Below are 21,733 nucleotides of genomic sequence, written 5' to 3'. Positions count from 1 at the left end.
GTATTTCTTATTTTTTAAAAGCTTCTATCGTCTTTTGAAGAAACGGATTCCAAAACCGATAAACAAAATAAACATCAGAACGATTGCTCCTCCGACAATACCGGCAACCGAAGTGCCGGTTTCAATTCCCGGACAGGAAGGAGCTTCATTATCCTTTGGTTCTTCCCTGGTCGTTGGTTTGAAACCATAGTCGGGAAGGAAAGCCGTCTTTTCCTGAATTTCCTTGAGAGCCGGAGCAATACCCTGCGTCGCTGATGCCAGTTCGCCCTTGCCTGTAACTTTTTCAATGGACCATTCCAGACCGTCGGGATGAGTTGAAGCAAACCAGGATAGAGCGCCGCCGGTAATCACGGCCAGGACTAGAAAGACCACAAGAACCTTTTTAACAGAAACACCGGCATCGAGAGGACGGGAAAAAGAACTGGCATGAAGAATCTCCGGCCTGGTTTTTCTAACATAGTTGATAATTCCGGCTGTGATAATTCCTTCAACGAGACCGATAGCCAGATGTATCGGCTGCATCAGCAGGACAAATGTGCCTATGGGCAATTCACTCTTACCGGACAAAAGCGTTTCCAAAACAACCGAGAAAGCGCCCAGTTGCAAAGCGATTAACACACTCACAATTGACGCGATGGATATTCGTCGGGCGTTTTTTCCATCTCCTGCAATGGGTTTGTATATCAAAGGATAGACAAGAAAGCACGGATAGATGCCCAGATTCCAGATGTTGCAGCCAAGGGCAAGCAATCCGCCGTCGGCAAAGAAAAGAGCTTGTACAGTCAATATTGAAGCCATGGCGAGAAACGCCGCGTATGGCCCCAGTATAACAGCTAGAATCATGCCTCCGCCGATGTGTCCGCTCGAACCCGTACCGGGAATGGTAAAGTTGATCATTTGTGCCGCAAAAATAAAAGCACCCATAACACCCATTAGCGGAATTGTCTTGTTGTCGATGTTCTCTTTCAGTTTTTTGGATGAATATCCTATGGCCGCCACTGAACCGGCCCACATTGTTGCTCCCACCGCCGGGGAGAGTAAAGCATCTGCCATGTGCATGATAATTTCTCCTGGAGAAAACAGTTAATGGTTAAAAACTTTATTCCTAAAACCGGAAGGCCACCCCGGTTAACAATGAAAAATCAGTCTCTGGTTCGGTCAAGCCGCACTTGATGCCTAGATCAACATCAATATTTTCGTTTATGGAATAGATTATTCCGCCGATGAGAAAAGCTGTATCATTTTTTGCTTCCTTATCGGGATTTCGGTCTATGCCGACATTGACCACCAGATTCACATCTTTAATAACTTCCCAGGTCGTGGCCAGCGAAGCATGCCAGATATCCTTGCGTTCATCGACCTTGTTTTCATTTCTGATGTAACCCAAATTGCCATGAAACGCCCATGACCCCAGTTCCTGCGACGCAATCAAAAAAAGATGACCACCCAGTTTTCCGGTACCTAACCCCTTTACTTCGTTACCGGTGGGAAAGCTGATTCCGGGCTTGAATGCCAGACTGAAACCGCTTTTTTCGAATAATCGCAACTTCGTTTCCAATACAGCATCGCCGATTCCCTTTTCATCATATACTGTTATTTCATTTACTTCCGCCTGTCCCCACAGGTAGGGCAGGATCAGAACCAGGTCGACATTTTCAGCGACGCCATAGGATAGCGTGACACCCGCCTGACCTCCCGTGGCGCTCACAGATATATCTTCAGTGTGATCTCTGTCCCAATCATACTGACCGTTTAATTCCAACTGAAAATTCCCTTTCCCTTGAGTGCCTGCATCATCGGTAATCAGCGGGTGTGCAGCCCAGGACGGGCAGGCAAGGAGCAGCAACACCAGACATATCATTTCACTTTCATATCTTTTCCACATCATCTAAAGTTCCCCCGTCAGTGTTACTATTTTTATGTTCGTAGCACTTGCTGAATATTTCTGTCAAGTCTTTTTTGCAGAAAAAGGAAATGGACAGGGAGTACTTTATTATTTAACGAAGAGGAATAATATACGATGGGGCATATTTTTTATCACACGACTGAGAATTACTTATGTCCGGATGGTATATGAATATATCTAAATTCAGAATGGTATTGATTCTTTATTTTTTCCCAAAATCATTCAATTCCATTTTAAGGGATAAAAGATTAAGCATATCCTTCAAGGAAATGATGCCCTCCAGATTATCCTCTTTGACAACCAGCAGTCGGATGTTTCCTGTGCGATTCATAATCGATAGTGCTTTATTGGCATCTTCCTCAGGTCCTACTGTTGTTTCTTTGTTGCACGGCATAGCCACGGCTCCAACCGTGGAAGTTGCCCATTCCTCGCGTGGAATTGATGCAATTTGTTTTATGGAAATACACCCTGTCAACTTGCCAAAAGAAAGTACCGGATACATCTGAAAATGGTGTTTATACACATAATCACGAACAAATTCTTCCAATGATATGGAACGCGGCACAGTCACGGGATCTTTAACCATCAGGTCTTTTACTTTTTTTGTATTAAAGAGGCTGCGCGCCAAAAGCTGCTGATAAGACATTTGCGCAGTTGAACGTAGAAAAATGCCGATTAAAAACCACCATAAACCGCTTACAAAATTGCCTTTGACTATATAAAATATTCCCAAAGCAATTAATGCAATTCCGAAGCCAGACCCAATCCTTGCGGCAAAGCTGGTTGCCCAGCGTATATCTTTTTTCCAGCTCCAGAGAGCGGAACGCAAGACCCTTCCGCCATCCAGAGGAAATGCAGGAATTAAATTAAAGACAGCCAGAATTATATTTAACCATACCAAATAACTTAAAACACCATTAACCGTTACCGGCCAGCCGCTGTTTTTTCCGACAGCATAAAGCGTAAAAAAGAGTCCCCCCATTAAAAAACTGGAAAGAGGTCCAACTATTGCCATCATAAATTCAGATTTAGGATTCGGAGGATCATCTTCCATCTGGGCAACACCGCCAAAAATAAACAGTGTAATTTCCTTCATGGGTATGCCGTAATACCTGGCAACAAGAGAATGAGTCAATTCATGAACAATTATGGATAAAAAAAGTCCAACAGCACCGGCAGCGCCCATCCACCAATAAGAGTTAGAAGGGAGGTCTTTATAATATGCGGGGAAAAGACCGCTGGCCAGCGACCAGGTAATCAAAGCCGCCAGAATAATCCAGCTTATATCTATTTTTACTTCAAATCCTAAAATTTTAAAAAGGCTTATCGGTCGACCAAACATAAAAATTCCTAATCAAAGTATTTCCCTGTGAAACAATTATTATACATCAGACTTGTTTTTAATAACATTTTATTAAAAAAAAGTTTACCAAATATATTATAATGCTAAAAGAAAAATTGGCAACTATTAAGGAAATCATTTATAATAAAACTTAAAATTCAACCTCTGATTTGTAAAATGGAAACTACAATCTATTTCTACACGGGAACAGGAAACTCTCTGTGGACAGCAAGAAAACTTTCCGGGATGATTGGAAATACTGAATTGATTCCCCTGTCTCTCGCCGGTGAAGGCTTAATTCGTTCTAACTCAGAAAACATCGGGTTTATCTTTCCTGTTCATATCTGGGGTGTACCCACGCGTGTCGTTGCTTTTATGAATCGTTTGGAAACCGATTCTACGAAATACTACTTTGCGATTGCCGTTAATGCCGGGCAGGTTGCAGCCACTCTAATTCAATTAAAGACGATATTGAAAAAGAAGAACATTCATCTTGCCACGGGATTTTCCATTTGTATGCCCAGCAATTACATCCCCTGGGGCGGGGCCATTGCACAAGAAAAGCAACAGATAAAATTCGAAGAAGCTTTGGCTAAAATAAAGGAGATTGCCGGGTCTATCAGTGCAAAAGAAGAAAGACAGCCGGAAAAAGGTCCAGCCTGGCAAAATATTTTCTTTTCAGCTATTTATCGTTTATCTTTCCCTAAGGTTCCCCTAATGGATAAATCGTTTTGGATTGACAATAAATGTACAAGCTGCATGATTTGCGAAAAAATTTGTCCAGCTCAAAATGTATCGATCACTAATGGCAAACCAACCTGGCAACATCATTGTGAACAATGTTTTGCCTGTCTTCAATGGTGTCCTGAAGAAGCGATTCAATATGGCAAAGGAACATCTAAGAAAAAACGCTACCATCACCCGGAAATAAAATTAAGCGACATGTTAACCGGCATTCCCAAAAGAAGCACATAATTATATCGGCAAACAAATCTTTAAAAATTGCACTTTTAATGAAGTGTATTTCCTGCAAAACCAAAGCACCAGTAAACTGCTTTCGTTCTATTTTTATTGACATAAAAATTTCTTCTTCATATACTAGCACTGTTAGAAAGTAATTTCTTTTCTACCGTATTTGGCGATGGTGGTTGTTGGAAATTCGAATTATTATTTCTCTTATGGAAAGCTATTGCTGTTTAGAGCGACCGACCATGAAAATAACGGAAGACAGAATATTGGCGAGTAGGCAGCATCTCACAGTTGGCTTCATTTACACTTTTTTAAATTATATGCCCATATGAAATTTAAGACTCAACAATTAAAATAATCGGTGTGATGATGGACATTCGGGACAGCATTTCAAAAGATCTTTCAGCTAAACAATCGGATGACACTAAAAAAATGTTCTCCTATATCTTGCTGACGGCTAAGAATGTGTCCTTATATCCTGAAGGTCATATCATCAGCATGAATTCCATTAGACAGTTTCACGTAAAATTAGAAGACTATATTCGTCAAAACGGTGATATTAGAATTGAATTTGAAAGGAATCGCGTAATTTGTCAGGGCATAGAAGTTCATACCGGATCATACGAAGAAGGATCTCTGCCTTTCACACTTTTCCGGGACGGCATAGAATGGCTGGAATTCAATGAAGGAATAGAACTGGAAGAAATAGAAAAAGTATTATCCATTATCCGCAGGTATTCGATATTAACAACAGAGCCGGAAGGAGACATCGTAACCGCTTTCTGGGAAGCCCATTTTGACCATGTGCAATATAAAGTATCCGATTTTTTTTCGGAACAAGTATCTGATCAGATCGATAGATTTTCAGAATCAGCTACACAGCCACTCGCAGCGGAAACCGAAGCGGAAGATAAAACGGAATCGCCCGAAGTTTCTGCTGATAATGATCCGGCTCTGTTTGGCGATCTGGCAATCTATTCATCATCAATTAACGATCCCTTTATTGATCCGGCGTCTCTTGTACTGACCCCTCATGAACAAGTCGAGCTGCAGGAAATGATCGCCCGTGATGAAATGTCTTCTTCCAGGGAACACCTGGATATGTTGCTGGATATGCTTCTGCAGTGTCAGGAAGAAAAAGATTTTAATATTGTTCTGGAAGTCTTGTCGGAAGAATTCGCAGGTTCTTTTAATCGTTATGATTTTGAAGCCGTACTTATTATTCTTGATGGAGTACGCAGAGCTCTGGACAGTGGACGGCTATGCAACCCTTGGGCAGGACCGTTAGTTGAATCCTTCTATAATGATATTTCATCTGATACCAAGTGTTTGAAACCATTGGAGGGAATCTGGAGCAACTTAAATGTGCCACAGATAGAAAAACTCAAACTGATTTTTCAGCATCTGAATCCAGGAGCTGTTAATACCCTTGTACGTCTCCTTCTTTTAGGACAGCCGTCACAGCTTGAACAAATAGTGGAGGATACCATTATTTCCCTTGTTTATAAGGATTTGAACTGTCTGGAATCTCTACTCAATGATCCAAACGAAAAAATAACTGAGACGCTGGTTCATGTCTTATCCAGACTAGAGGGAGATACATTTTTAAAATATTTGATGAAACTGGCCCGGCATTCTTCGGTATCCGTTCGGCGTATGGCAATCAGAGCCATTGGACAGGCGAGTGGTGATCGGATATCGGAAATATTTAAATTTATTGACGACCCGGATGCTTCGGTACGCCGCATAATCCTGGCTCATATGGGTCAATCCAAAAACGAAATCGCAGAAGACCTTCTGATACAATATCTTCAGAACCGGCAATTCAACAATTCACAGACCGAACATATTTTGGAATGTTTTAGAACATTGGGAAAATGCGGATCATCGCGGTCCGTTCCCTTTCTTCGCAAAATACTTCTTTACCGCAAATGGATGGCCGCTTTGAAGAAGTCGACTTACCGTGAAGGTGCCGCACTTGCACTGGTTACTTTAAAAATACCGGAAGCCCAACAAGTAATTGATGCCGTGAGTAAAAGCTTTAATCCCGGCTTGCGCAGGATTGCACGCAACGCTACAAGAGAATTTTTCCAAAAAACCAGAGGGGAACTATAATCATGTCAGAACGACAATCGATTCCGGAACGACTGGGGCATGATTTTCTAAGAGCTCTGTATCACATGATCCATACAATACGTATGTATCAGGATAACAATCAGCTTGTTCGGACGAGTGTTAGTTCATTTCAAAACATTCTCCATCAACTAACTGCCGGAGGAGACATCAGTATAGTTCTTTATCGAAGCCGCTTTCATCTTGGAGGAGAAAAACTCACATACCGTAGAGAAACAGCCGTTGTTGTTTACAACATGGCGGAATTCTTTTCAAAACGAGGCATTGGGAGTGTGAATTTTCTGGCATCTTCACGCGATGCTTTGCCTGAAAGCATTATATCATTTACACGTCTGTTCAACGATGCGATAAAGCATGAAAATCCCTATCAATGGTTGGAACAAAAACTTTTGGAACAGGAGTTTACGTGGGTAGAAATATCCCTGAAACAGGATAATGATACAACTTACCTCAGTGAAAGCATTGAAGATAACCGGTATGAAAAAGCAAAAAGAATGTATTTTCATGCTATCGAAACGGTAAAAGAAGTAGCGAATAAAGCGGCCCATGGTATGGTTGGGTTACGCAAGAGCAGACGTTTGGCACAAAACATCGTCGAATTGATCCAAGAGGATGAGGCCTTAATGATAGGATTAACAACCCTCAAGGATTATGATGATTACACATATTCCCATTCAGTCAATGTTACTCTGCTGGCGACCTGCCTGGGAAGACATATCGAATTATCTGATCTTTCACTTGAGCATTTGACCATTTGCGGTCTTTTTCACGACCTGGGAAAGGTCGATTTACCCAAGGAAATTCTTCTAAAAAGCGGAGCACTGACTGATAAAGAATGGGATTTGATGAAGGCTCATCCCTTCATGGGCGTCAGAAAAATTCTAATGTTGAATGCCACCCCATCTTTGAGATCGAGAATTATTCTTGGACCGTTCGAGCACCACTTAAATCCGGATATGACCGGCTACCCTCGTACTCTGTTTATTGGCCATTTGAGTCTTATAGGAAAAATTCTTCGTATTGCCGACGTCTACGAAGTGCTGACTGCTCAAAGGGGTTATAGGCCAATTTCTTTAACGCCTGATGAAGTACTGAGAAAAATGTGGGGCGAAGCCGGGAAGAGTTTTGACACAATTCTGTTGAAGCGCTTTATTCATATGATGGGAATTTATCCTATCGGCTCTTTTGTGGAACTTAGTGACGGGAGTATTGGGTTAGTAATGGACTATCCCGATGAAACAGAACGGGCATTACCACTTATCTTACGCCTGGTTAATGACGAAACGGGCAGTTGGCAAAGTGGAGATTTGATTTATCTGGCTGACCAGATTATTAAGGATGATACGGACCGTTTAAATATTGTACGGGTGATTCCGCAGACAAAACTCCGTATCAATCCCTCAGATTTTTTTCTACATTTGAAGTAATATCTCGGCCCTAGGAAAAGATGCTATGCATAAGATATTTGAATCGTTTTCAAAACCGCCAACTCTTAATATTTTAGGCCTAAAACGCTATAAGTTCTCTTATTTTTTAGACAAACTTGTTTTGGGAGTCGACAATGTTCATTTCGATGTTCACATTAGCCCTCAAGTTAATAACACATTGAAGCGAACAGCATTTCTTTTGATGATCAAGCATAGCCAATCTGAAGAATTTTTTAATGATTATAAAAGAGAATCATGTGAAATTGAGAAGGAGACTTTGAGGCGCATTTGCACGGATGTTTTGCTGGACGGCATCAACAGAGCAAAATCCGCCAACGAAATACAAATAGATTTTCTGGGTCAAACAGCTTTGGCCAAATTGTTTTTAGAAGAAATTAAAAATCAATATAGATCCATATTAACACATTTTGAACCTCTCGTTAGAAAGTGTCAATTATCTCAAAAATACGATCAAAAAGAAATTTTCTTAATTAAAGATAAACTGGCCGATATAAAACTTCATCGGAATCAAATTGTTCGCCTTGTTGGGAAAGAACTTTTTGACCTTCTGAACGATATTCAGATAAGAAAGCTCAGAAACATGAGAGAAACTCATTTTCCTGCCGAAAATATTTTACCGGATAATTATTTTATAAATCCCATACTTCATACAAATAATCCTACTGACGATTTTTTTCTAATTGAAGAGTATGTACTTTTAGGTCAGAGATCAGAAGATCCGGACAACTACACAAGCATCAAATCGATCATCTATGAGCTGCTAGGTAAAACTGATTTAGGAAAGGACAATTTCGAGAATGAGGACCTTGCAGAAGCGAATGAAACCAACAATCAGAAAAATAACCGTTTCATTAACGCCAGGGGAAACATCTTTGATCCATGGATAATGGAGCCAGGTAATATTGAACACCTGTTCAATTATTTTGATTCGCAGGAACTTTACAAAAAGGCCAAGAAGGAAAAAGAATCAAAAGACTCTCTTGGAAAGATTAAAGAACGAATAATAAATCAACGGAAATTGCTCAATATTTTTTACTGTAAATTCAAGAAACATCATCTGCTTAAACTGATTGTTGCGGCTTTCGAAATGAAATCAGTATACGGCAGATATTGTCCACCAATGGTGCCAAGGCAAATAAGAGAATTTCTTGTAGATTTTTGGTCAAGAATATCAATCACTTATCAGCAGAAACGTCTTAGATCTTCCTACAGTCAGGACTTCTCCCTGGCGCCTCTCAAAAAAACTATCAAGCTGATTAACCACACGTCCGCCAAAGAAAAGAAACAGTACTTACTGATGTTTCTAAAGCAATTTTTCCGTTATCATCGGGACCTTTATAATTTTCGCATTATTAAGGACGCAATGGATTCAGTCAACCTGGCAACAGAAGAAAATATTATTTTATTATCGCGGGAAAACCACTCACTCTATGAGTTTTTGCTTCCAGATGAAAAGATCAAAGAAGAAAAACCGATTGCTAATCACGTCATAATAAAGGCGGATATTCGCGGTTCAATGGTTATTAATCATACCATGAGGAACAAGGGACTCAATGTGGCTTCACATTTCAGTCTGAATTTTTTTGATCCTATTTCAGCTGTTCTAGCTGATTATGGAGCAGCGAAAGTGTTTATTGAAGGTGACGCTATTATCTTATCCATTTTCGAAAAAGAAGATGCTGCACAAATAAATTATAGCGTAGCTCGCGCATGCGGACTCGCAATAAAAATACTGCAAATTGTCCACAGTTATAATGAAAAAAATAAAGAAAATAATCTTCCCATTCTGGAACTGGGAATTGGAATCTGTTACTGCCAGGGGCCACCGTCTTTCTTATTTGATGGTGATTCCAAAATCATGATTTCTCCAGCTATCAATCAGGCGGACCGCCTGTCCAGTTGCGATAAAATACTGCGCAAAATATTTAAAAGCCAAAATGATCTGTTTAATTTATTTGTATTTGAAAAAGAATCCATAGACGTAGCTGAAACCGCGACGGATGAATCTTATTTTCGGTATAATGTCAATGGAATTGAACTCAATGAAGAAGGATTCAACAAGCTTACAAAGGAAATCAACCTGCAAATATTCACATATCCGTCAGAAGATGATGAAAGTATGAAATTATATACAGGTAAAGCTCCCCTGGCAAACGGTAATTATCAACGTATTGTCATTCGGGAAGCGGTGATTCATCAAGTACAACCAAGTGCACTGGATGTAACCGGGAAATTATCAAAAAAATATTATGAAGTTTGCACACATCATAAAATTTACAACTTTATAGAAAATCACTCATAAATCAAATGACACATGGACATTAAACAATCTATGTGCGACTGAATTCGATAAAATAATTGAATATATTGGAACCATTTTGACAGAACCCAACCTGGACACTATATTTGATGAACATTCCGAAACACAAAAACTTTTTGTATAAAAATGTGTTCATTGTTGTCCTTCTAATAACACTAATCATCAGCATCTACTGGCAAGTAACCGATCATGATTTTATCAATCTTGATGATGTTGCATACATTACTGATAATGACCTTGTGAAACAGGGAATAACCGCACAGGGAATCGTGGAAGCATTCACAACCATACAGGCCTGCAACTGGCATCCTTTGACATGGATCTCCCACATGCTCGATTGGGAACTCTTCGGAATGAACCCGGGTATGCACCATCTGGTAAACGTAATTTTCCACACATTAAACGCCCTGCTCCTGTTTTTCATTATGCAGCAGATGACTGGGGCACTGTGGAAAAGTACTGCCGTAGCTGCCCTTTTCGCCGTTCATCCCCTCCACGTGGAATCGGTGGCCTGGATTGCCGAACGCAAGGACGTACTAAGCACTTTCTTCTGGATGCTTACCATGGCAGGCTATGTCCGGTATGTGCGGCATAAATCAGTAAAGGTGTACTTCCTCATGGTGCTTTGCTATATCTTCGGGCTTCTTTCTAAATCCATGTTGGTGACATTGCCCTTTGCACTTCTCCTTCTGGATTTCTGGCCATTAAAACGATGGAGGGTATTGCAGGAAGAATCAACTCTTAAGAAAATCACCGGTAATTCTGTCCTTTCAAAAGCACAGCGAACGGGATTGACCAGACCTGTCATCGAAAAAATACCGCTCTTTCTGCTGGCATTAATATCGTGTGGCATAACGCTCTATGCCCAGAGGGGAGCAATGAGATCTCTTGATCTTACCTTGATTACACGGATCTCAAATGCCATAAACTCTTACGTGATCTATCTGGGAAAAACCATATGGCCATTCGATTTAACTGTATTTTATCCATTTTATACCATTCACCCTCTTTGGACTGTTCTGTGCGCAACGATACTTTGCCTGATCTCATTTTCAGTTTTGGCAGTGGTTAAGAGGTTCCCTTATCTTGCCGTGGGATGGTTCTGGTATCTGGGTACCCTGATCCCCGTAATCGGAATAGTGCAGATTGGCGGGCAATCCATGGCGGACAGATATACTTACATCCCTCTTATCGGAATATTTATCATGATTGTGTGGGGTTTGACTGATATGATAGAGCGATGGCGGTTGCGCAAGACAACTCTCTGGATGTCGTTTGCCGTTGTTCTTATCCTGCTTTCAGTAAGAACCTATGACCAGATCGGTTTATGGAAAAACAGTGAAAGCCTTTGCAAACATGCTTTGGAGATCAATCCGGATAACTATGTTGCACACTGTGATTTAGCTATCTCGCTTAAGAAAAAGGGAGACATTGCCGGCGCTATCATGCATTATAAAGAAGTCCTGCGATTAAATCCCGCAAGTTGTGTAGCTCACAACAACCTGGGAACACTTTTGTCACGAATCGGTAAAACAGATGAAGGAGTTCAACATTTCCTGGCAGCTTTGAAAGTTAATCCACACCTAGCCGATACTTACTATAATCTTGGTATAGTTTTTTATCAGAGCGGCAATTCCGGGAAAGCAATCGAATACTTTCAAAAAGCCATTCAGGAAAATCCGGACCATAGCGGGGCCATTCAGGGCATCAACTTATCCCTGAAAAATCTTCACGAAATCAAGAATGACAATTTTTAAAAATTTCTTTTACTGTCAAATCGCAAATTCTGCTTTGAATGACTATGGCAAGTTACTTTTACCTCTAAGTATAACGGTGCCATTGTAAGTTGTCTTTACATTTATCACACAAAAAAAGCGCCTCAAATTGAGGCGCTTTTTAATGATAATGTGAAATATTTAAAGCTTATCCGTCAAGCTTTTCTTCAGAAATCCGCATACTGTAGAATGAACGATATACGAAAATCAACGCGATGAGGAAGAAGGCTACGGCCAGACCAGTCTTTAAATTCTGATTAGTCATGGTAACGGCGATTTCCGTTGCCAGCAATCCGAACAGGGTCGTGAATTTAATAACCGGGTTCAGAGACACTGAAGAGGTATCTTTGAAAGGGTCGCCGACTGTGTCGCCGACAACGCTGGCTTCATGCAGCGGAGTGTTTTTCATCTTCAGATCAACTTCAACGATCTTCTTGCCATTATCCCAGCAACCGCCGGCATTGGCCATGAAGATTGCCTGGAACAGACCGAAGAAGGCGATGCCGATCAGGTAACCGATGAAGAAGTAGGGGTTAAAGAAAGCCAGCGCCAGGCACATGAAGAAGATCACGATGAAGATATTGATCATACCCTTCTGAGCATACTGGGTACAAATCTGAACGACTTTCTTGGAGTCTTCAATCGATGCTTCTTTTTTGTCTAATTTGATATTCTTTTTAATGTATACAACCGCCTCATAAGAGCCGGTGACAACCGCCTGAATAGAAGCGCCGGTAAACCAGTAAATGACCGCGCCGCCCATGATCAAGCCCATAATGATTTCCGGCTGAACCAGGGACAGTCTGGCAACAACATTACCGAAGAGACCTTCGAGCAGAATGATGATACCAAAAACCATTGTGGTGGCTCCGACAACGGCGGTCCCGATCAACACGGGCTTAGCTGTCGCTTTAAAAGTATTGCCCGCGCCGTCAGCAGACTCGAGGCAGTGCTTGGCAGCTTCAAAATCAGGTGCAATGCCATATTCTTTTTTCACAATTTCTTTTACGTCGGGACGTGATTCAATCAAGGACAATTCGTAAATGGACTGCGCATTGTCGGATACAGGTCCAAAGCTGTCCACCGCGATGGTTACCGGACCCATGCCCAGGAAACCGAAAGCGACCAGACCAAAGGCAAAAACCGGAGCGGCAAAAGTAAATGCCGGAGGCATCAAAGCTGTAACAGCCGGATTCTGGGATATCAAATAGGCAATCAGCATCAGAACCATGATGGTGAGACCTTCCCAGAAAGCAGAGAAGTTACCGGCAACCAGACCGGAAAGAATATTTAAAGAGGCACCACCCTGCTTGGAAGCATTGACAACTTCTTCGCAGTGACGTGAACTTGTGCTGGTAAATACTTTGGTAAATTCCGGAATAACTGCCCCGGCTATGGTTCCGCAGCTGATGATGGCCGAAAGTGCCCACCACAATCCCAAATAAGGTTCGGTGAGGTCGCCAAGCAGATAATAGCTAGCGATGAAAGTAACCGCGATGGAAACAATGGATGTAATCCAAACCAGATTGGTTAAGGGATGTTCAAAGTTAAATGCTTTTGTGCCGCCAAAAACTGCCTTGCTGATAATATCATTAACAAAATACGAAGCAAGAGAGGTCAGGATCATGAGGATTCTCATAGCAAAAATCCAGACAATCAACTTGCCGCCCATTTCAGGATTGCTGGCCAGAGCCAAAGCCAAAAAGGCGATCAAGGCAACGCCGGTAACACCGTATGTTTCAAAGCCATCCGCCGTGGGGCCAACGCTGTCACCAGCATTGTCACCGGTACAGTCAGCGATAACACCAGGATTTTTGGGATCGTCTTCCGGCAGATGGAAAACGATTTTCATCAAGTCGGAACCGATATCGGCAATCTTCGTGAAGATACCACCGCAGATACGCAGAGCGGAAGCGCCCAGAGATTCACCGATGGCAAAACCGATAAAGGAAGGACCGGCTAACTCTTTCGGAATGTAGGCCAGGATGATGATCATGAAGAACAGTTCGATGCTGACCAGCAAAAGTCCAACGCTCATACCGGAACGCAGACAAATATTTACTATGTTCAAGGGCTTGCCGCTGAGTGATGCAAAAGCAGCGCGGGAGTTAGCCACTGTGTTGATACGTATACCGAACCAGGCGACAGAATAAGAACCCAAAATACCTAAAATCGAACAGACAAGAATTATGATGATGTCCGAAACTATTTTCCCCTGGAGTGCGCCAAAGTAGTAAACGATACAAATGGCGATCAGGATCCATAATGCGATGAGAAATTTACCCTGTTGGAACAAATAGGTTTTGCAGGTTTCCCAAATTGTCTGGGAAACATCCAGCATTGCTTTGTGCGCGGGCAAATTCTTGGTTTGCACATACTGCATGATGCCGAAAGCCATCCCGATTAAGCAGATGATTAATCCGGCATTAAGAATGGTCAACCCGGCAAGGGCACCACCTAAAAAGCTGACTTGCGTCAGATCCGGCAATTTAATGTCAGCTTCACCGGCAAATGCGGCACCAGCCATGAGCAGGAACATTAAAGTGCTCAGTAAAAATGTACTGATACTTCTTTTGTTTTGTAACATTATCCATCCTCCTTTTTTAATTACTTATATTTTATATTTTTACATGGTATTTAGCCATAGCTTGCTGCATACCTGATGTAACAATATCAGCAGCTGCTTCAGCAGCTAATTGAATAATTGATTCCAGCAACTCTGAATCTTCAGTTTCAAATTTCTCCAAAACATAACTTTCAATACGGGATTTATCGGCAGGTTTGCCTATACCCAGTCTTACCCGCATAAAATCAACAGATCCGAGGCATGTAGCGATAGATATTAAACCTTTATGACCGGCATTTCCGCCACCAGTCTTGAGACGAACCGTGCCAAAAGGTAAATCAAGATCATCGTGAATTACGATTAACTCATTCACATCCCCTTTAAAGTAGGCCAGTAGTCTTCTTACCGCATTACCACTTAAGTTCATGTATGTTTGAGGCATTGCCAAAATCACATTTTTACCGGCAATTTTACCTCTATTCCAAAGAGCATCAAAACTTTTATGTTTTAAATCCACTTCCCATCGGGTAGCCAGTTTTTCCAAAACCATAAAACCGATGTTATGCCTTGTAAGCTTATAGCGATTACCTGGATTTCCCAAACCAACTATCAAGTGCAAGGCCTGCTCCCTTTCATTGCTGCGCCAAAAAAATATTTTCGTTAAATTCAAAGGAAGCACATTCCATTATCCAAATACTACAGCTATCTATAAAAGAGTTATTTCCCCTTTTCTTTTTCTGCTGGAGCTGCTTTCCCCTTTTCTGCCGGAGCTGCAGTACCTGCTGCTGTCGTGGTTTCACCTTCAGCCGCTGCGGCTCCTTCCTCAGTTGCAGCTTCTTCTTTTGCAGCCTCCTTGACAACTTTAACTACCTGAACTGCTGCCACTGCACTATCAGGACGATCCAAAATGGTTATTCCTTCGCCAATCTTCAAATCTCTGATTTTTATAGAATCACCGATATCGAGATTGGTTACATCTACGTCAATATGATCAGGAAGATTCAATGGCAGGCAAGAAACTTTTACTTCACGTCTTATATGCTGCAATTCACCTCCATTTTCCACACCAATAGCCTTACCGACAAATCGCAAGGATACTTCCATGCTAATCTTGCGTTTTATATCTACTTCATAAAAGTCAGCATGGTAAAATTTCCCCGTCAAAGGTTGAACCTGCAGCTCTTTAATCAATGATAGTTTTTCTATCTTTTTGTTACCACCGTCATCAATAATCAACTTAATAAAGGCATGGTTCTTTTTATCTTTATACAGTTTGGCCAGTTCATCATTCTTTATCGCCAGCAAAATATTTTCGGCGGAGCGTCCATAAAAAACCGCCGGGACAAACCCATTTTGCCGCAAACGGCGAGCCGGTCCTTTCTTTTGTTCTTTACGGACTTGAGCCGCTAAATCTGTTACCTCCATTTGTTCCTCCTATATAAATAATGAGCTTACGGAATCGTTATAATAAATGCGACGTACGGCTTCACTTAAAATACCGGATACCGACAATACTTTTATTTTTTCACATTTTTTAGCCCGGTCGCTGAGCGGTATAGTATCGGTCACAAGAACTTCTTTAATTTCGGATTTTTCAATTCGATCCAGCGCCGGTCCGGATAAAACAGGGTGTGTACAGCAAACGGAAACTTCCAAAGCGCCTGCTGCTTTCATGGCACTTGAGGCCTGAACTACCGTGCCGGCTGTATCAATCATATCATCAAGAATAATTACTCTTTTGCCCTGAACATTGCCGATAATATTCATCACCTCGGCTTCGTTGGGGCCTTCTCTTCTTTTATCAATGATAGCGAGACTTGCTCCCAGCTTTTTTCCGAAAGATCTGGCACGCTCCACACCGCCTGTATCCGGAGAAACAACAACCGTGTTGTCCATGTAATTTTTTTTCATATAGTCCAGCAATACAGGCTTCGCGAAAAGATTATCCACGGGAATATTGAAAAACCCCTGAATCTGACCGGCATGCAAATCCATAGATAAAAGACGATTGGCACCAGCGGTGGTAATTAAATCCGCTACCAATTTTGCCGTAATAGGAGCACGGGGAGCGACTTTCCGGTCCTGCCTGGCATATCCATAATAAGGGACAACCGCTGTAATCCTGTCAGCTGACGCTCTTTTCATCGCGTCAATCATAATGAGCAATTCCATCAAAGTTACATTTACAGGAGGACAAGTGGACTGGATGATAAAAACATCCATGCCTCTTACATTTTCATTAATTTCAACGCGTGTTTCCCCGTCGCTGAAAGTAGTTACATTGGCTTTTCCGAGATGAAATCCTAATTTATCACAAATTTTTTCAGCCAGCTCGATATTTGCATTTCCGGAAAAAACCCTAATTTTTTCTAACATTTAAATAAATCTCCGCAATTTTACTGGCTGGGGCGGGAGGATTCGAACCTCCGAATGCAGGAACCAAAATCCTGTGTCTTACCGCTTGACGACGCCCCAATTTACTTGTTTTAATGAAGGGTATCGTTTACAATCTTAGGCGGAAGATGCAACAATTACAAAGACTTGGCAAGAAAGAGCAGATATTGATCGGATAATTCTTTCTCTATAACTTCCAGGGCTTGTTTTGCCTCTTTTCCATTCCTAAATATACCAAAGACTGTTGGTCCGCTACCCGACATCAATGCGCCAAGCGCACCGTGCCTGAGCAACACTTTCTTTAAATCAGCCAATTCCGGGTAAATCTGCAACGAAACTGACTCCAAGTCATTATGCAATACATGAACTATGTCGCTCAGATCCAAAATTCGCGGAATGCTATAATTATTTTTCCCCCTTGTCAATCTTAAATTGAGGTTTTCATAAACCATTTTTGTAGAAAGCTCGAGAGGGGGTTTAACGAGGATAATGTCCAATTTTGGTAGGTTTCGTAAGTGTTTGAGTTTATCACCTATTCCTGAAGCTAAGGCCTCGTTTCCAAAGATAAAAAATGGAACATCCGCCCCTATTTTCGCTCCAATTTTGATGAGTTCATTTTTTCTTAACTTAAGGGAACATATTTTATTTAAAGCCATCAATGTTGTCGCGGCATCGGAGCTTCCTCCACCCAGACCAGCGGTCACAGGTATTTTTTTATGAAGAGTAATCTCCATTCCACCGGAGTATTTACAGTAATCAAAGATAGCCCTGGCGGCACAAACCACCAGATTTTCATTGTTCGTCGGTAAATTAATTCCGGAGCAATTAAGAATAATGCCCTTCGGACGAGGAGAGAAAACCAACTCATCACAAAGAGTGACCTTCTGCATCAGAGAAAATATATTGTGGTAACCATCGGCGCGTTTATTTAATACCCGCAGGAAAATATTTATTTTCGCCGGTGCAATCCAGTGCATTTCAAACCTTTTCTTTAACGTAGCGCATCTTCAGTTCGTAGAGAACTCCCTGGATTAATTTTCCCTCGTTCTCGTCAAGATTTCCTTTGGTTTTTTCGTTGATCATATCCAGAATATCAATAGTTTGTTTTGCCGCCGGCAAGTTTTTTTCTGTCTTTCCCCCTTCATACTCGGGGAAATCTCCAAAATGAAAAAGAACCGTAGTGCTTAGAGACAAGACAAAATTAGTGAAGGTAACCTGTGGATAATCGTGTTCCTGTTTTGGCTCATTTGGCGAAGCTTCCCTGATTTTAGACTTCTCTTCGGCAGCGGTAGAGACTTTCTCTTCTTGTGGACGCTCTTTGCCCGATTCATCAAAAATACGTTTATCCTTCACTACAAATCCCGATTCCTTCTTTTCTTCTTCCATATAATTTTTCTCCTTGCCGCAGTGCGGAAAATTTATTTTTTAATATGGTTTCATGCTTCTTAGACGGGCAACTCTTTCCTCCATCGGAGGGTGCGTACTGAAAAGATTCATCAGCGATTTTCCCGTCAGTGGATTGACAATAAACATATGCGCCGTTGATGGATTGGCCTCCATCGGAATAGCCTGTGAAGCTTTGGACAGTTTTTCCAGAGCGGAAGCCAATCCATAAGGATTTTTAGTTATATTTGCGCCGCTGGCATCGGCCAAATATTCGCGGGAGCGGGAAATGGTCATTTGAATAACGGTTGCGGCCAAAGGAGCAAAAATAGCCATTGCTATCAAACCTATTATTCCACCGTGATCATCATCATCGCTGCGACCACCGCCAAAAATGGCCGCCCACTGAGCCATACTGGCCAGCATTCCAATAGCTCCGGCTATGGTAGCGGCAATTGAAGAAATAAGCATGTCGCCATTTTTTATGTGAGAAAGTTCATGGGCAATTACGCCTTCCAGTTCTTCTTTGTTCACAATCCGCATTATTCCTTCAGTCACGGCAACAACCGCGTGTTCTGCGTTGCGTCCGGTTGCAAAGGCATTGGCTGTTTCACCGGGAACAATATAAACCCGCGGCATCGGCAAGTTGGCTTTTAAAGCCAGGTTGCGAACAATATTGTAAAGATCAGGCGCTGAACTTTCGGAAACTTCCTGCGCTTTATACATTTTCAAAACAATTTTATCGGAAAACCAGTAACTGCCGAAATTCAAAATTAAAGCAAAAATGAAAGCGATATAAACGCCACCCCTTCCGCCGACAAGGCCTCCTATAAACATCAATAATCCTGTTAACGCTCCCAGTAAAAGAACGGTTTTTATCGAATTGCCCACTACTTCTATCCTCCACTATTTCTTGGTTAAAGTTATTTCACCTTTTTTAGATAAACCTGCCGCAATTTTATCGCCTTCGGAATATTTGCCGGCCAGAAGTTCTATAGCCAGCGGATCCAGAATGAGTTTCTGCAACGAACGCTTCAGTGGCCGTGCACCGTAAACCGGGCTGTAACCCTGTTCGGCTATATATTTTTTTGCCTCTTCTGTCAATTCAAGGCTTAATTTGCGCTCGTTGAGACGTTTATCAATAAGAGCAATCTGAATATCAACAATCTTATAAATATCCTCCAGATTCAGCGCAGAGAACATAATGGTGTCGTCTATTCTGTTTAAGAATTCTGGTTTGAACGTCGCCCGCAAAACTTCCATCGAACGGTTTTTCTTTTCCTCATCAGTGAGCGACGGATCCTGAATCCACTGACTGCCCACGTTGGATGTCATGATCACCACGGTATTTTTAAAGTCTACCGTCCGTCCATGTCCGTCGGTCAAACGTCCGTCATCAAGTATCTGTAACAAAATATTGAACACATCGGGATGCGCTTTTTCTATTTCATCGAAAAGAAGGACACTATAAGGTTTCCGCCTCACAGCCTCAGTCAGATGACCGCCTTCATCATACCCGACATAACCGGGCGGAGCACCGATCAGACGGGCTACCGCGTGCTTTTCCATATATTCCGACATATCTATGCGAATCATCGCCTGCTCATTGTCGAACATGAATTCCGCCAAAGCGCGTGCCAGTTCGGTTTTACCGACACCCGTGGGTCCCAAAAAAATAAAAGAGCCGATGGGGCGATTAGGATCCTGCAGGCCGGAGCGTGCACGGCGCAGAGCAGCAGACACTGCGGCAATGCCTTCTTCCTGACCAATAACGCGCATTTTGAGCCGTTCTTCCATATGAATCAGCTTTTGCACGTCACTTTCCATCATTCTTGATAATGGTATGCCCGTCCAGTTAGAAACAACTTCGGCCACGTCTTCGGCATCCACCTCTTCCTTGAGCATCTGATTGTTCTTTTGAATATCCTCCAGTTTGTTTTGATCTTTCTGAAGCTCTTTATCCAAGGCAACCAATTTGCCGTAACGGATTTCTGCAGCCTTCTCGAGATTCCCCTCTCGCTGAGCTTTGGTCTCTTCTAATTTCAAATCCTCAATCTGTTTTTTAGTATTTTGGATTTTATTGATTATATCTTTTTCGGTTGACCAGCGCGTCTTCATCTGGGCCACGTTGGATTTCAACTCGGCCAGTTCTTTTTCAATTTTGTCGCGGCGTTCTTTGGCGGTTTTATCCGTTTCCTTTTTCAGCGACTGCTTCTCTATTTCCAACTGTATTATTTTTCTATCAATAGCGTCAATTTCCGAAGGTTTGCTGTCCAGTTCTATCTTTAAACGGGATGCCGCTTCATCAATCAGGTCAACGGCCTTATCCGGCAGAAAGCGATCGGTTATGTAGCGTTGCGAAAGCGTGGCAGCGGCAACTATTGCTGAATCTTTTATACGCACTCGATGATGAACTTCGTAGCGTTCTTTCAGTCCGCGCAATATGGCGATTGTATCCTCTACCGTCGGTTCCTTGACTAAAACCGGCTGGAAACGTCGCTCCAGAGCGGCGTCTTTTTCAATGTATTTACGATATTCGTTAAGCGTTGTCGCGCCCACACAGCGCAGTTCTCCTCTCGCCAGCGCAGGTTTGAGCATGTTGGAGGCATCCATCGAACCTTCCGCCGCACCTGCTCCTACAACAGTATGGATTTCGTCAATAAAAAGAATAATCTCGCCTGCGGCGCTGACCACTTCCTTCAACACAGCTTTAAGACGTTCCTCAAACTCACCGCGGTATTTTGCACCGGCCACCAGCGCGCCAATATCCAGTCCGATGACGCGTTTATTTTTTAAGTTTTCCGGTACATCGCCATTAACGATTCGCTGTGCCAGACCTTCTACAATGGCCGTTTTGCCGACACCAGGTTCGCCGATGAGCACCGGATTGTTTTTTGTGCGCCGGGAAAGCACCTGCATTATCCGGCGTATTTCCTCATCGCGTCCGATAACCGGATCAAATAAACCTTTCTTCGCCAGCTCATTGAAATCCCTGGCATAGCGTTCAAGCGCCTGATATTTGCCTTCCGGATTCGGATCGGTCACACGCTGATTGCCACGGATATCTACCAGAACCTTGAAAATATTCTCTTTGGTCACTCCTGCCTGACGCAGTATTTTGCCAGCCTGACCTTCTTTTTCTTCTGCAATGGCAATAATCACATGCTCTGCGCTCACATACTCATCCTTGAGTTGCGCCGCTTCGGTCATTGCCTTATCGAATATTTTATTGAGCCTGCCCCCCAGATAAACTTCGCCCCCGCCCTGAACACTCGGCTGTTTTTTCAGATAATTGTCCAGTTCCTTTTCAATCTTTTGAGGTGAAGCGTTAAGTTTGTTGATGATGGCACCGGCGATGCCGTCATCCTGCCTTAAAAAACAAACAAGAAGGTGTTCCGGCTCAATTGATTGATGTCCCATAGAGCCGGCCTGCGATTGAGCTTCCTGAAGAGCTTCCTGAACTTTTAAGGTAAATTTGTCAAAACGCATAGACCCCT

16 protein-coding genes and 1 tRNA gene are annotated in these 21,733 nt (G+C 42.3%); 5 read left to right on the top strand and 12 right to left on the bottom strand.

The window, feature by feature from the left end:
- Positions 1-24 precede the first annotated feature (24 nt).
- The 3 genes from CVU62_12570 to CVU62_12560 all read right to left on the bottom strand — a co-directional run bounded on the left by CVU62_12570 (position 25) and on the right by CVU62_12560 (position 3,248).
- Entirely contained in the window at positions 25-1,059 is a 1,035-nt protein-coding gene (locus CVU62_12570; GenBank protein PKN36924.1) for a cobalamin biosynthesis protein CbiM, read from the bottom strand.
- A gap of 46 nt (positions 1,060-1,105) precedes the next feature.
- Positions 1,106-1,861 carry a transporter gene (locus CVU62_12565; GenBank protein ID PKN37043.1) on the bottom strand — a complete coding sequence of 252 codons (756 nt, stop codon included), beginning with the start codon at positions 1,859-1,861 and terminating at the stop codon, positions 1,106-1,108.
- Positions 1,862-2,108: 247 nt separating this feature from the next.
- Entirely contained in the window at positions 2,109-3,248 is a 1,140-nt protein-coding gene (locus tag CVU62_12560; GenBank protein ID PKN36923.1) for a site-2 protease family protein, read from the bottom strand.
- A gap of 177 nt (positions 3,249-3,425) precedes the next feature.
- Between CVU62_12560 and CVU62_12555 the strand changes: the two genes are divergently transcribed.
- The 5 genes from CVU62_12555 (at position 3,426) to CVU62_12535 (ending at position 11,875) form a co-directional block, all read left to right on the top strand.
- Positions 3,426-4,223 carry a 4Fe-4S ferredoxin gene (locus CVU62_12555; protein PKN36922.1) on the top strand — a complete coding sequence of 266 codons (798 nt, stop codon included), beginning with the start codon at positions 3,426-3,428 and terminating at the stop codon, positions 4,221-4,223.
- A gap of 363 nt (positions 4,224-4,586) precedes the next feature.
- Entirely contained in the window at positions 4,587-6,332 is a 1,746-nt protein-coding gene (locus tag CVU62_12550; protein PKN36921.1) for a hypothetical protein, read from the top strand.
- A 2-nt stretch (positions 6,333-6,334) separates the two neighbouring features.
- Positions 6,335-7,777, top strand: a complete 1,443-nt coding sequence (locus tag CVU62_12545) for a hypothetical protein (GenBank protein ID PKN36920.1) — start codon at positions 6,335-6,337, stop codon at positions 7,775-7,777.
- Positions 7,778-7,802: 25 nt separating this feature from the next.
- Positions 7,803-10,100 carry a hypothetical protein gene (locus tag CVU62_12540; GenBank protein ID PKN36919.1) on the top strand — a complete coding sequence of 766 codons (2,298 nt, stop codon included), beginning with the start codon at positions 7,803-7,805 and terminating at the stop codon, positions 10,098-10,100.
- A gap of 107 nt (positions 10,101-10,207) precedes the next feature.
- Complete coding sequence (locus CVU62_12535) at positions 10,208-11,875, top strand: hypothetical protein (protein PKN36918.1); 1,668 nt, start codon at positions 10,208-10,210, stop codon at positions 11,873-11,875.
- Positions 11,876-12,041: 166 nt separating this feature from the next.
- Here the strand turns inward: CVU62_12535 and CVU62_12530 are convergent, their stop codons facing one another.
- The 9 genes from CVU62_12530 to clpB all read right to left on the bottom strand — a co-directional run bounded on the left by CVU62_12530 (position 12,042) and on the right by clpB (position 21,725).
- Positions 12,042-14,480 carry a sodium-translocating pyrophosphatase gene (locus CVU62_12530; GenBank protein PKN36917.1) on the bottom strand — a complete coding sequence of 813 codons (2,439 nt, stop codon included), beginning with the start codon at positions 14,478-14,480 and terminating at the stop codon, positions 12,042-12,044.
- A gap of 31 nt (positions 14,481-14,511) precedes the next feature.
- The gene (locus CVU62_12525) at positions 14,512-15,138 is read right to left on the bottom strand and encodes an aminoacyl-tRNA hydrolase (GenBank protein ID PKN36916.1); all 627 of its coding nucleotides are present in this window, start codon (positions 15,136-15,138) and stop codon (positions 14,512-14,514) included.
- A 38-nt stretch (positions 15,139-15,176) separates the two neighbouring features.
- Positions 15,177-15,884 (bottom strand): 50S ribosomal protein L25, encoded by a 708-nt coding sequence (locus tag CVU62_12520; GenBank protein ID PKN36915.1) that lies wholly within the window; start codon positions 15,882-15,884, stop codon positions 15,177-15,179.
- Positions 15,885-15,893: 9 nt separating this feature from the next.
- Positions 15,894-16,835, bottom strand: a complete 942-nt coding sequence (locus tag CVU62_12515; protein ID PKN36914.1) for a phosphoribosylpyrophosphate synthetase — start codon at positions 16,833-16,835, stop codon at positions 15,894-15,896.
- 24 nt (positions 16,836-16,859) lie between these two features.
- Positions 16,860-16,934 (bottom strand) — tRNA-Gln (locus tag CVU62_12510).
- 56 nt (positions 16,935-16,990) lie between these two features.
- Complete coding sequence (locus CVU62_12505) at positions 16,991-17,830, bottom strand: 4-(cytidine 5'-diphospho)-2-C-methyl-D-erythritol kinase (GenBank protein ID PKN36913.1); 840 nt, start codon at positions 17,828-17,830, stop codon at positions 16,991-16,993.
- 1 nt (position 17,831) lies between these two features.
- Positions 17,832-18,239 (bottom strand): DUF1844 domain-containing protein, encoded by a 408-nt coding sequence (locus CVU62_12500; GenBank protein PKN36912.1) that lies wholly within the window; start codon positions 18,237-18,239, stop codon positions 17,832-17,834.
- A gap of 39 nt (positions 18,240-18,278) precedes the next feature.
- Entirely contained in the window at positions 18,279-19,127 is an 849-nt protein-coding gene (locus CVU62_12495; GenBank protein ID PKN36911.1) for a protease HtpX, read from the bottom strand.
- A 15-nt stretch (positions 19,128-19,142) separates the two neighbouring features.
- Positions 19,143-21,725, bottom strand: a complete 2,583-nt coding sequence (gene clpB, locus CVU62_12490) for an ATP-dependent chaperone ClpB (GenBank protein ID PKN36910.1) — start codon at positions 21,723-21,725, stop codon at positions 19,143-19,145.
- Positions 21,726-21,733 lie beyond the last annotated feature (8 nt).

This window comes from Deltaproteobacteria bacterium HGW-Deltaproteobacteria-2, assembly GCA_002840505.1.
Lineage (GTDB): Bacteria > Desulfobacterota > Syntrophia > Syntrophales > Smithellaceae > Smithella.
Note: the sequence above shows the minus strand (reverse complement) of the source record. Positions and strands in the feature narration are given on the sequence as shown.